Source organism: Streptomyces marokkonensis, from assembly GCF_008312835.1.
GTDB lineage: Bacteria > Actinomycetota > Actinomycetes > Streptomycetales > Streptomycetaceae > Streptomyces > Streptomyces marokkonensis_A.
Window position 1 is genome coordinate 301,287 of the sequence record NZ_VSKS01000003.1, and the last position, 11,608, is coordinate 312,894.

Consider the following 11,608-nt stretch of genomic DNA (forward strand, 5'->3'; position numbering starts at 1 on the left):
CGGGAGCGGGCCCTCGTGAGGGTCTGTACGGGGTCGTCCTAGAACGCCGCCTCGTCCAGTTCCATCAGGTCCAGTCCGACGCCCTCGGCGACCTTGCGGGCCAGGGTGACGCCGGGCAGGACGGTGGCCGCGAAGAACTTCGCCGCGGCGATCTTGCCGGTGTAGAAGGCCTGGTCCTTGGCGGTGGCCGTCGCCAGCTTGTCCGCGGCGACCGCGGCGCCCTTGAGGAGCAGGTAGCCGACGATCACGTCGCCGGAGGCCATCAGCAGGCGGGTGGTGTTGAGACCCACCTTGTAGATGTTCTTGACGTCCTGCTCGGTGGCCGCGAGGTCGGTGAGCATCAGGCCGACGATGGCCTCCAGCTCGACGGCCGCCTTGGCCAGGTGCTCACGGGCGCCCGCCAGCTCCTCGCCGCCCTCGCCGAGCGCCAGGAACTTCTTGATGTCCTCGGCGAGCGTGTTCAGCGCCGCGCCCTGGTTGCGGACGATCTTCCGGAAGAAGAAGTCCTGGCCCTGGATCGCGGTGGTGCCCTCGTACAGGGTGTCGATCTTGGAGTCCCGGATGTACTGCTCGATCGGGTACTCCTGCAGGAAGCCGGAGCCGCCGAAGGTCTGCAGCGACTGGGCGAGCTGCTCGTAGCCCTTCTCGGAGCCGTAGCCCTTGACGATGGGCAGGAGCAGGTCGTTGAGCGCGTGCTCGGCCGACACGTCCTCGCCCGCCGCCTCCTTGACCGCGATCGTGTCCTGGACGGACGCGGTGTACAGGACGAGGGCGCGCATGCCCTCCGCGTACGCCTTCTGCGTCATCAGCGAGCGGCGCACGTCGGGGTGGTGGGTGATGGTGACCTTGGGCGCGGTCTTGTCCATGAAGTTCGCCAGGTCGGGGCCCTGGACGCGCTCCTTGGCGTACTCCAGCGCGTTCAGGTAGCCCGTCGACAGCGTGGAGATCGCCTTCGTGCCGACCATCATGCGGGCGAACTCGATGATGCGGAACATCTGGCGGATGCCGTCGTGCTTGTCGCCGATCAGCCAGCCCTTGGCGGGGTGCCGGTCGCCGAAGGTCATCTCGCAGGTGTTGGAGGCCTTCAGGCCCATCTTGTGCTCGACGTTCGTGGCGTAGACGCCGTTGCGCTCGCCCAGCTCGCCGGTCTCGAAGTCGAAGAGGTACTTCGGGACGAGGAAGAGGGACAGGCCCTTGGTGCCGGGTCCCGCGCCCTCGGGGCGGGCCAGCACGTAGTGGAGGATGTTCTCCGACATGTCGTGCTCACCGGACGTGATGAACCGCTTCACGCCCTCGATGTGCCAGGAACCGTCCTCCTGCTGTATGGCCTTGGTGCGGCCGGCGCCCACGTCCGAGCCGGCGTCCGGCTCGGTGAGGACCATCGTGGAGCCCCACTGCCGGTCGACGGCGATCTGCGCGATCTTCTTCTGGACCTCGTTGCCCTCGTCGTGGAGGATCCCGGCGAAGGCCGGACCGGAGGAGTACATCCACACGGCCGGGTTGGCGCCCAGGATCAGCTCGGCGTACGCCCAGATCAGCGAGGGGGGCGCGGTGGTGCCGCCGATGGGCTCGGGCAGTCCCAGACGCCAGTACTCGGAGTCCATGAAGGCCTGGTAGCTCTTCTTGAAGGACGCCGGCACCGGTGCGGTGCTGGTCTCCGGGTCGAAGACCGGCGGGTTGCGGTCGGCGTCCGTGAAGGACTCGGCCAGCTCGTTCTCCGCGAGCCGGGTGAGCTCGTCGAGGACGCTTTTCGCGGTCTCGGTGTCCATCTCCTCGAACGGGCCCGTGCCGTACAGCTTGTCGCGCCCGAGTACCTCGAAGAGGTTGAACTCGATGTCGCGGAGATTCGACTTGTAGTGCCCCATGGCGACGGCTCCGTTAGAGAGGGATCGGCGAGGCACTGACTCCTCGCAGCTGATTCACGTACCGACAAGTAGCTCCGATGATGCTACCCGTCGGTAATAAGAAGCAACCCCGATCCGGACATCTGTGACCCAGCCCTCCCGCGGGGTCAGTAGTCTGTGCGGCATGTACGGCTACGACCAGAGCGCGGGGACACAACAGGGTTACGTCCCGCCGCAGCAGCAGATGCCGGGCGGGTACGGGCAGCAGACGCCGCTGTATCCGGAGCCGTCCGCGCCCTCGCTCGCCGACGCCGTGCGCGCGTTCACCACGGGGCAGATGGCGGCCGAGGACTTCCAGCAGGTCTTCGCCACGTCCAAGGTCTACTGCCCGCGCGGTGACAACCCCGGATTCCTCGCCCTGCACAACACCCAGCAGCCGGTGATCCCGATGTTCACCTCGCTGAAGGAGCTGCGGCGGTACGCCGGCAAGGAGTCCAAGTACTTCGTGATCACCGGCGCCGAGGTGATCGACCTGCTGCCGACCGGCTACGGCTTCGTGCTCGACATGGAGGGCGAGCACCGGATGGTGTTCGACGCGAAGGCCGTGGAGCAGATGGTCGAGTTCGCCATGCGCCGGATGTACGGCTGAGGACGGCCCGTTCGGCGCCCGCGCCAAAGCCCGGAGGGAATTCCCTCCGGGCTTTCTCTGTTGCGGTGGCAGGAAGTTCAACGCTCAACTAAACTGGGCGTACCCGAGGAGGTACCGACATGCCTGCAGTGACCGTCGAGAACCCGTTGACGCTGCCCCGAGTGACCGCTCCCGCCGATGCCGTGGCACGTCCCGTGCTCACCGTCACGACCGCGCCGAGCGGTTTCGAGGGCGAGGGCTTCCCGGTGCGCCGGGCGTTCGCGGGGATCAACTACCGCCATCTCGACCCGTTCATCATGATGGACCAGATGGGTGAGGTGGAGTACGCGCCCGGGGAGCCCAAGGGCACCCCCTGGCACCCCCACCGCGGCTTCGAGACCGTCACCTACATCATCGACGGGATCTTCGACCACCAGGACTCCAACGGCGGTGGCGGCACCATCACCAACGGCGACACCCAGTGGATGACGGCCGGCGCCGGACTGCTGCACATCGAGGCGCCGCCGGAGCAGCTCGTCATGTCCGGCGGGCTCTTCCACGGGCTCCAGCTGTGGGTGAATCTCCCCGCCAAGGACAAGATGATGGCGCCGCGCTACCAGGACATCCGCAGCGGCAGCGTCCAGCTCCTCACCTCCCCCGACGGCGGCGCGCTGCTGCGCGTCATCGCCGGTGAGCTGGACGGCCACGAGGGGCCGGGCATCACGCACACGCCGATCACGATGATCCACGCGACGCTGGCGCCCGGCGCCGAGGTCACCCTGCCCTGGCGGGAGGACTTCAACGGCCTGGCCTACGTCATGGCCGGGCGCGGGTCGGTCGGTGCCGAGCGGCGTCCGGTCCGGCTGGGCCAGACCGCGGTGTTCGGCGCCGGCTCCTCGCTGACCGTCCGCGCGGACGGGAAGCAGGACTCCCACACCCCGGACCTGGAGGTCGTCCTCCTCGGCGGCAGGCCGATCCGTGAACCGATGGCCCACTACGGCCCGTTCGTGATGAACACCAAGGACGAGCTCATGCAGGCCTTCGAGGACTTCCAGAAGGGCCGCCTGGGCACGATCCCCGCGGTGCACGGCATGACGGAGAAGGGCCCGCAGGACGCCTGACCGGTGGCTGACGCGGGCGGTCCCGCGGTCGGCAACGACGGTGCTCGAAGACTTCCCGGATCCGGCAGTGATCCGGCCGCGGGCGGACGCGATGATGTCCGTCCGCGGCCGGGGTGTCGGGAGGGGCAGGGGTGAGCGAGCGCCGGGTGGTCCGGAAGATGCTGCGCCAGATGGCGAGCGGGGAGCCCGTCGCGGTCGCCCCCGTTATGGCGACGGTGAAGACCTTCGCCCGTCTCGCCTTCATCGCCGAGCAGTTCGGGTACGCGTACGAGGACACACGGCGGGGCGGGCCGCAGGGCGACAGGTACGTGATGTCGCTCGTGCCCGATCATGGCGCGCAGTCGCGCGAGCGGGCCGCGCGGAACCGGGAGCGGTATCCGCGCGCCGCCGACAGCGGCGGGCTGCCGCCCCTCGTGCCCGCCGGGGTCGAGTTGCTCAAGGCCCGCATCGGGTACGACATCGTCGCCGTGAACACCTCGAAGCTGATGGCAGCGGTCTCGAGTGCCGGCTTCACCGTGCTCGCCCTGTGTCTGGGCGTCCAGCTCGGTGTGGGCACCACCGGCGCTGCCGTCATCGGCGCCGTCTGGGCTTTGCTGATGGCGTTCATCGCCGTCGGGTTCGTCCGCAACCGGCGCTGTCTGGTCCGGCAGGCGGCCCTGCTGCGGGCCGCCGGGTTCACTCCGGTGACCGAGCCGGGCGGACGGCTGCGCTACCTGCCGCCGGGCGGGCAGCTCCCCGGACACGGGAACGCCCTTCGCCGGACGAGCGGCCCGGACACCGGCACATCGGCGTGACCGGCGGGCATCCGGCCGTTCAGCCGCGCCCGTCGCGGTGGGGCCCGGCCCCGTCCCCGTGTTCGTACAGCTCGAACCAGATGCTCTTGCCCGCGCCGCGCGGGTCGACGCCCCAGGTGTGGGCGAGGAGTTCGACCAGGACCAGGCCCCGCCCGGAGGACGCCAGCTCGCCCGGTCTGCGCAGGTGCGGCAGGTCGTCGCCGGCGTCGGTGACCTCGACCCGTATCCGGCGGCCGTCTCCCCCGTCGGTGACCTCGGCGAGCAGCAGGGCGTCGGCGTCGGTGTGCACGAGGACATTGGTGAGCACCTCCGACAGCAGCAGCACCGCCGAGTCCACCTGGTCCGGCGAGGACCAGTCGTGCAGCAGTTCGCGCAGCTGGTGCCGGGCCACGGCGATCCGCTCGGGCTCGGCCTGCGCCACGGTCAGCATCGTGCGGCGCACCGGCGGCCGTACCGTGTCCGGCTCCGCGCCGCAGCCGCAGCCCTCGCCCTGCCGGGACAGCAGCAGGACGGCGATGTCGTCCTCGCGCCGGTCGGCCAGCGGGCCGGTGGTGTGGTGCGAGGAGGGGCCGTGCACCGCCTGGACCAGGGCGTCGGCCAGTTCCTCCTGGTTGCCCCGGTGCTCCTCGAGGATGCCGCGCAGGCGCTGCCAGCCGGTGTCCAGGTCGTGGCCGCCGGTCTCGATCAGCCCGTCCGTGCAGATCATCATGGTCTCGCCGGACTCCAGGACGATCCGTGTGGTGGGGTAGTCGGCGTCCGGGTCGACGCCCAGCGGCAGCCCGCCCGCCGTCGCCCGGGTCAGCACCGTCGCGTCGGCCATGCGGATCACCGGCTCCGGGTGGCCCGCGCGGGCGACCTCCAGCACGCCGCTCACGGGGTCGACCTCGGCGTACAGACAGGTCGCGAAGCGCATTTCGGCGGGGTCCGCCTCGCCGACGCCGTGCAGGAAGCGGGAGGCGCGGGAGAGCACGGCGTCGGGCCGGTGGCCCTCGGCGGCGTAGGCCCGCAGGGCTATGCGCAACTGCCCCATCAGACCGGCGGCCCGTACGTCATGGCCCTGGACGTCGCCGATGACCAGGGCGAACCGCTTGCCCGGCAGCGGGATCACGTCGTACCAGTCGCCGCCGACCTGGAGCCCGCCGCCGGTGGGGACGTAGCGGGCGGCGACGCTCATGCCCGGGATGCCCGGGCCGAGCTTCGGCATCATCGAGCGTTGCAGACCGTCGGTCAGCGCCCGCTCGCTCTCGGCGGTGCCCGCGCGGGTCAGCGCCTGGGCCAGCATCCGGGCCACCGTGGTCAGCACGGAGCGCTCGTCGGGGGTGAACGCGACCGGGTAGGCGAAGGCCGCCAGCCAGGCGCCCATCGTGCGGCCGGACGCGGTCAGCGGCAGGAACGCCCAGGACTGACGCCCGAAGCGCTGGGCGAGCGGCCAGGTGAGCGGGTAGCGGGCCCTGTACTGCTCCGGGGAGGAGAGATAGACCGCCCGGCCCGTGCGCACCACCTCGGCGGCCGGGTAGTCCGTGTCCAGGGGCATGTAGAAGGGGTTGTCGGCACCGGGCTCGTGTCCGTGGTGGCCGATGATCGTGAGCCGGTCGCCCTCCACGCCGAACACGGCCAGCCCGTCCGGCGAGAAACCCGGCATCGACAGGTTGGCCGTGACCCGCAGCACCTCCTGCGTCGACCGCGCCTCCGCCAGCGCACGGCCCGCGTCCAGCAGGAACGCCTCGCGGGAGCGCCGCCAGTCGCCGGTGACCGCCCTGCGCCCGGCGGGTGTTCCCGGCGTCGGCTCGGTGACCTCCTGGAGGGAGCCGGTCAGGACGTAGGCCTTGCGCGCGGGGTCGAAGGAGGGCTTGGACCGGCTGCGCACCACCCGGACGACCTGGTTCTGGCCGTTCATGATCCGGATCCGCACCTCGGCGAGAGTCCCCTCGGCGACGGCGAGCTGGACCACTCCCGTGATCTCGTTCCAGTCGACGGGGTGCAGCCGCGCCCGGACCTGGGCCTCCGTGAGGGTGGCCTGCTCGGGGGCCAGTCCGAGCAGCCGGGCCGCCACGGCGTCGACCGTGACCAGCCCGGATGCGGTGTCCCAGTGCCACACGCCGGTGTCGAGGGCGGCGAGGACGTCCCCCAGGGCGGGCAGGGGCTCACGCGTGCGCATTGCACCACTTTATGAAGATGGTGCCGAAAACTTCCACCGAAGACGGATGCCCGCCCTACGCACAAGGGCGGAGAAGCGATCATGGGGCGGCCGGTAGGCTTGGGGCAGTTTCACGTGAAACAACGACCCCGATCCGCGAAGGCTGGATGAACGACGATGCATCGGTACAGGTCCCACACCTGCGGCGAGCTCCGCGCCTCTGACGTCGGCACCGACGTCCGGCTGAGTGGCTGGCTGCACAATCGGCGCGACCTGGGCGGCATCCTCTTCATCGATCTGCGCGATCACTACGGCATCACGCAGCTCGTGGCCCGGCCGGGCACCGAGGCGTACGAGGCGCTGGACAAGCTGTCCAAGGAGACCGTGGTCCGCGTCGACGGCAAGGTCGTCTCCCGCGGCACGGAGAACGTCAACCCCGAGCTGCCGACCGGTGAGGTCGAGGTCGAGGTCTCCGTGGTCGAGGTGCTCGGCGCGGCGGCCCCGCTCCCCTTCACCATCAACGCCGAGGACGGCGTCAACGAGGAGCGGCGCCTGGAGTACCGCTTCCTGGACCTGCGCCGCGAGCGCATGCACCGCAACATCCTGCTGCGTACGTCGGTCATCTCGGCGATCCGCCGGAAGATGACGGCGCTGGGCTTCAACGAGATGGCGACGCCGATCCTGAGCGCCACCTCCCCCGAGGGCGCCCGTGACTTCGTGGTCCCCTCCCGTCTGAACCCCGGCAAGTTCTACGCGCTGCCGCAGGCGCCGCAGCAGTTCAAGCAGCTGCTGATGATCTCCGGCTTCGACCGCTACTTCCAGATCGCGCCGTGCTTCCGTGACGAGGACGCCCGCGCGGACCGCTCGCCGGGCGAGTTCTACCAGCTCGACGTCGAGATGAGTTTCGTCGAGCAGGAGGACGTCTTCCAGCCCATCGAGAAGCTGATGACCGAGCTGTTCGAGGAGTTCGGCAACGGCCGTCATGTGACGTCGCCGTTCCCGCGCATCCCCTTCCGCGAGGCGATGCTGAAGTACGGCTCCGACAAGCCGGACCTGCGCGCCCAGCTGGAGCTCGTCGACATCACCGACATCTTCGAGGGCTCGGAGTTCAAGGCGTTCGCCGGCAAGCACGTGCGCGCGCTGCCGGTGCCGGACGTCTCCGGCCAGCCGCGCAAGTTCTTCGACCAGCTCGGTGACTACGCGGTCTCCCAGGGCGCGAAGGGCCTGGCGTGGGTGCGCGTCGGCGAGGACGGTGCGCTGTCCGGCCCGATCGCGAAGTTCCTCACCGAGGAGAACGTCGCGGAGCTGACCAAGCGGCTCTCGCTGGCCCCCGGCCACGCGGTGTTCTTCGGCGCGGGCGAGTTCGACGAGGTCTCGAAGATCATGGGCGCGGTGCGGGTCGAGGCCGCGAAGCGCGCCGGTCACTTCGAGGAGGACGTCTTCCGCTTCTGCTGGATCGTCGACTTCCCGATGTACGAGAAGGACGAGGACACCGGCGCGATCGACTTCTCGCACAACCCCTTCTCGATGCCGCAGGGCGGTCTGGAGGCCCTGGAGAACCAGGACCCGCTGGACATCCTGGGCTGGCAGTACGACATCGTCTGCAACGGTGTCGAGCTGTCCTCCGGCGCGATCCGGAACCACGAGCCGGAGATCATGCTGAAGGCGTTCGAGATCGCGGGTTACGACCGTGAGACGGTCGAGGAGAAGTTCGCCGGCATGCTCCGCGCGTTCCGCTTCGGCGCCCCGCCGCACGGTGGCATCGCGCCCGGCGTGGACCGCATCGTCATGCTGCTCGCCGACGAGCCCAACATCCGCGAGACCATCGCCTTCCCGCTCAACGGCAACGCGCAGGACCTGATGATGGGCGCCCCGACCGAACTGGACGAGGCCCGTCTGAAGGAACTCCACCTCTCGGTGCGCAAGCCGCAGCCGAAGTAACCCCGCCGGCGGCGAAGGGGCCCGGACGCGCACAGCGCCTCCGGGCCCCTTCGGCGTGCGTGCGCCTAGACCGCCGGACCGTCCTCGGTGAACAGGTCCTCCGCGCGCTCCACCGTGCCGGAGCGGTCGAGCCAGTCGTTGAGGCGGCCGAGGTCGGTGCAGGTGGTGATCCGCTGACGGACGTCTTCCGACAGGGGGAGGCCTCGTACCTCCAGGACGCGCAGGATTCCCTTGGCCTCGCCCTTGGCCTCGCCTTCGGCCTTCCCCTCGAGGTATTTCTCCTCGAAGAGCGTTCCGTGTCCCGGGAAGTGGGTGACGACGTTCTGCATCAGCTTCCTCCAGTTCTCCCTGGTCGGAGTGGACTCCAGACCGACCTCCACCACCTCGAACCAGTACTTCGTGATGTCCGGCTCGAAGGACACGAGTCCGCGGGCGACCGTTTCCAGTATGGCGGCAGCCCTCCGGCTTTGGCTGTGAACAATGGCCGAGAGGGCCGCCAGAGCCGGCTGCTGGACCACCACCGATTCGTCAGTGATCTCCGGGACGGTCTGTGGGCCCAGCACGAACGGGCGGGTGACCTGGGTGGTCCAGGGGCCCACGGCGCACTCGAAGGGGCCCATCGCCCAGGCCGCCGTCGAGCGGTCGCGGCAGACCGCGACCAGCAGGACGGGCAGGTCGTACTTCGCGCGCAGATAAGAGACGTAGTACGCCCAGTTCCTCGCCTTGTCCGGGTCCTTCTTCGTCTGGGCCTCCACGGCCAGGACGAAGTGATCACCCATGTCGGGCTCGAACTTGAGGACGGTGTCAGCACGGCGCTCCACCGGACGGATCTCGGTGACGTCGGGGGAGAGCTCGTGGAAGTCCGTCTTCGTGGGCGGTGGCAGGCCAAGTGCGTCGAAGACGGGTGCGAGGGCCTCCGGATGCTCCTGGAAGAGCTTGTGGGAGACCTCGTGTGTTGCGGTGACCATGAGCGCAAGCCTGCTGCGCCCATGGTCTATGCGCGGGGCAGATGCGAGGCGTTCACCTGATCGGGTCAGCGGGCCACGAACTGGGTGAGGATGGCCTGGACCTCGTAGATGTCGACGCCCTTGGTGAAGGTCTTCTGGATGGGGGCCTGGGAGCCCGAGAGCCAGATCTTCAGTTCGGCGTCGAGGTCGAAGGTGCCCGCCGTCTCCACCGCGAAGTGGGTGATGCTGCGGTACGGGATGGAGTGGTACTCCACCTTCTTGCCGGTGATGCCCTGCTTGTCGACCATGATCAGGCGGCGGTCGGTGAACAGGATGGTGTCGCGGATCAGCAGGAACGCGGCGTGCACCTGCTCGCCCTGCCCCAGCAGACGGGCGTAGTCCTGCTGCGCCTGGGCCGGGTCGACGGTGTGCGCGTTGCCGAAGAGTGCCATGGAACGAATCCCCCCACGTGAGTGGTGGCGGCCGGACGTCGGCCGCCTTCACACGATCTTCGCAAGGCGAGGGGCCCGGGAGAAGATCCGCTCGTCTCCCGGGCCCCTGCTGTAGCGATCACGTTACGCGGTCGGCTTCTCCTCGAGACGCGGGAAGAGGACCGCGCCCTTGGTGACCGTCGAACCGGCGGGCAGGACGCCCCACGCCGCGGCCTCCTGCACCTTCTGGTCCGCGAGGGCGCCGAGGGAGGACTCCGCGCCGAGGGAGTCCCAGAGCTTCTGGGAGGTCTCCGGCATGACCGGGTTGAGGAGGACGGCCACGGCGCGGAGGGACTCCGCGGCGGTGTAGAGGATCGTCGCCAGGCGGGCCCTGCCCTCCGGCGACTCGTCCTTCGCGACCTTCCAGGGCTCCTGCTCCGTGATGTAGCCGTTGACCTGCTTCACGAAGTCGAACACCGCCAGGATGCCGCCCTGGAAGTCCAGCTCCTCGCCGACGCGGCGGTCCGCCTCCGTGACGGCCTTCGCCAGACCGTCGTGGATCGCCTGCTCCGCCTCGCCGTCGGCCGTCGACGCCGGCAGTTCGCCGCCGAAGTACTTGCCGACCATCGCGGCCACGCGGGACGCCAGGTTGCCGTAGTCGTTCGCCAGCTCGCTGGTGTAGCGGGCCGAGAAGTCCTCCCAGGAGAAGCTGCCGTCCTGGCCGAACGCGATCGCCCGCAGGAAGTACCAGCGGTACGCGTCCACACCGAAGTGCGAGGTGAGGTCCTGCGGCTTGATGCCGGTCAGGTTGGACTTGCTCATCTTCTCGCCGCCGACCATCAGCCAGCCGTTCGCGGCGATCTTCCCGGGCAGCGGCAGGCCCTGCGCCATCAGCATGGCCGGCCAGATGATCGCGTGGAAGCGGAGGATGTCCTTGCCGACCAGGTGGACGTCGGCCGGGAAGGTGGCCTCGAACTTCTCCGGGTTCTCGTTGTAGCCGACCGCCGTGGCGTAGTTCAGCAGCGCGTCGACCCACACGTAGATGACGTGCTTGTCGTCCCAGGGGACCGGCACGCCCCAGTCGAACGTCGAGCGGGAGATGGAGAGGTCCTGCAGGCCCTGGCGGACGAAGTTCACGACCTCGTTGCGTGCGGACTCCGGCTGGATGAAACCGGGGTTGGCCTCGTAGTGGGCGAGCAGCTTCTCGCTGTACTCGCTCAGCTTGAAGAAGTAGTTCTCCTCGCTGAGGATCTCCACCGGCTTCTTGTGGATCGGGCACAGCTTCTGGCCCGAGTAGTCGCCCTCGCCGTCGAGCAGCTCGCCGGGGAGCTTGTACTCCTCGCAGCCCACGCAGTACGGGCCCTCGTAGCCGCCCTTGTAGATCTCGCCCTTGTCGTACAGGTCCTGCACGAACTCCTGGACGCGGTCGGTGTGCCGCTTCTGCGTGGTGCGGATGAAGTCGTCGTTCGCGATCTCGAGGTGCTCCCACAGGGGCTTCCAGGCCTCCGTGACGAGCTTGTCGGCCCAGGCCTGGGGAGTGACCCCGTTCGCCTCGGCCGTGCGCATGATCTTCTGACCGTGCTCGTCCGTGCCGGTGAGGTACCACACCTTCTCGCCGCGCTGGCGGTGCCAGCGGGTGAGCACGTCGCCTGCGACGGTCGTGTAGGCGTGGCCCAGGTGAGGAGCGTCGTTGACGTAGTAGATGGGGGTCGAGACGTAGTACGCCTTCGCCCCCTGCTTCTCTGATCCAGTGGCCGCCATGGGC

9 protein-coding genes are annotated in these 11,608 nt (G+C 69.2%); 4 read left to right on the top strand and 5 right to left on the bottom strand.

The window, feature by feature from the left end; all coding sequences use genetic code 11:
* Positions 1–38: 38 nt before the first annotated feature.
* Positions 39–1,865 carry an acyl-CoA dehydrogenase gene (locus F1615_RS07055; protein ID WP_149548003.1) on the bottom strand — a complete coding sequence of 609 codons (1,827 nt, stop codon included), beginning with the start codon at positions 1,863–1,865 and terminating at the stop codon, positions 39–41.
* A gap of 163 nt (positions 1,866–2,028) precedes the next feature.
* Between F1615_RS07055 and F1615_RS07060 the strand changes: the two genes are divergently transcribed.
* The 3 genes from F1615_RS07060 to F1615_RS07070 all read left to right on the top strand — a co-directional run bounded on the left by F1615_RS07060 (position 2,029) and on the right by F1615_RS07070 (position 4,387).
* Positions 2,029–2,493 carry an SseB family protein gene (locus F1615_RS07060; protein ID WP_149548004.1) on the top strand — a complete coding sequence of 155 codons (465 nt, stop codon included), beginning with the start codon at positions 2,029–2,031 and terminating at the stop codon, positions 2,491–2,493.
* A 119-nt stretch (positions 2,494–2,612) separates the two neighbouring features.
* A complete protein-coding gene (locus F1615_RS07065; protein ID WP_149548005.1) occupies positions 2,613–3,593 on the top strand; it encodes a pirin family protein in 981 nt (326 codons plus the stop codon).
* Between the two features lie 131 nt (positions 3,594–3,724).
* A complete protein-coding gene (locus F1615_RS07070; RefSeq protein ID WP_149548006.1) occupies positions 3,725–4,387 on the top strand; it encodes a hypothetical protein in 663 nt (220 codons plus the stop codon).
* A gap of 19 nt (positions 4,388–4,406) precedes the next feature.
* Here the strand turns inward: F1615_RS07070 and F1615_RS07075 are convergent, their stop codons facing one another.
* Entirely contained in the window at positions 4,407–6,545 is a 2,139-nt protein-coding gene (locus F1615_RS07075) for a SpoIIE family protein phosphatase (RefSeq protein WP_149548007.1), read from the bottom strand.
* 156 nt (positions 6,546–6,701) lie between these two features.
* On the opposite strand from F1615_RS07075, the gene aspS reads away from it, so the two are divergent.
* Positions 6,702–8,465 carry an aspartate--tRNA ligase gene (gene aspS, locus F1615_RS07080; protein ID WP_149548008.1) on the top strand — a complete coding sequence of 588 codons (1,764 nt, stop codon included), beginning with the start codon at positions 6,702–6,704 and terminating at the stop codon, positions 8,463–8,465.
* A gap of 65 nt (positions 8,466–8,530) precedes the next feature.
* On the opposite strand, the gene F1615_RS07085 is transcribed toward aspS, so the two are convergent.
* From F1615_RS07085 to metG, 3 genes are all read right to left on the bottom strand, one after another.
* Positions 8,531–9,433, bottom strand: coding sequence for a hypothetical protein (locus F1615_RS07085; protein ID WP_149548009.1), 903 nt, complete (start codon positions 9,431–9,433; stop codon positions 8,531–8,533).
* A 65-nt stretch (positions 9,434–9,498) separates the two neighbouring features.
* The gene (locus tag F1615_RS07090) at positions 9,499–9,864 is read right to left on the bottom strand and encodes a PH domain-containing protein (protein WP_037938153.1); all 366 of its coding nucleotides are present in this window, start codon (positions 9,862–9,864) and stop codon (positions 9,499–9,501) included.
* Between the two features lie 123 nt (positions 9,865–9,987).
* Positions 9,988–11,604, bottom strand: coding sequence for a methionine--tRNA ligase (metG, locus tag F1615_RS07095; RefSeq protein WP_149548010.1), 1,617 nt, complete (start codon positions 11,602–11,604; stop codon positions 9,988–9,990).
* Positions 11,605–11,608: the final 4 nt, after the last annotated feature.

Excerpts from the sequence above, each read along its gene's own strand:
- aspS (WP_149548008.1), top strand. The coding sequence starts at position 6,702 with ATGCATCGGTACAGGTCCCACACCTGCGGCGAGCTCCGCGCCTCTGAC.
- F1615_RS07090 (WP_037938153.1), bottom strand. The coding sequence starts at position 9,864 with ATGGCACTCTTCGGCAACGCGCACACCGTCGACCCGGCCCAGGCGCAG.
- F1615_RS07055 (WP_149548003.1), bottom strand. The coding sequence starts at position 1,865 with ATGGGGCACTACAAGTCGAATCTCCGCGACATCGAGTTCAACCTCTTC.
- metG (WP_149548010.1), bottom strand. The coding sequence starts at position 11,604 with ATGGCGGCCACTGGATCAGAGAAGCAGGGGGCGAAGGCGTACTACGTC.
- F1615_RS07065 (WP_149548005.1), top strand. The coding sequence starts at position 2,613 with ATGCCTGCAGTGACCGTCGAGAACCCGTTGACGCTGCCCCGAGTGACC.
- F1615_RS07075 (WP_149548007.1), bottom strand. The coding sequence starts at position 6,545 with ATGCGCACGCGTGAGCCCCTGCCCGCCCTGGGGGACGTCCTCGCCGCC.
- F1615_RS07085 (WP_149548009.1), bottom strand. The coding sequence starts at position 9,433 with ATGGTCACCGCAACACACGAGGTCTCCCACAAGCTCTTCCAGGAGCAT.
- F1615_RS07060 (WP_149548004.1), top strand. The coding sequence starts at position 2,029 with ATGTACGGCTACGACCAGAGCGCGGGGACACAACAGGGTTACGTCCCG.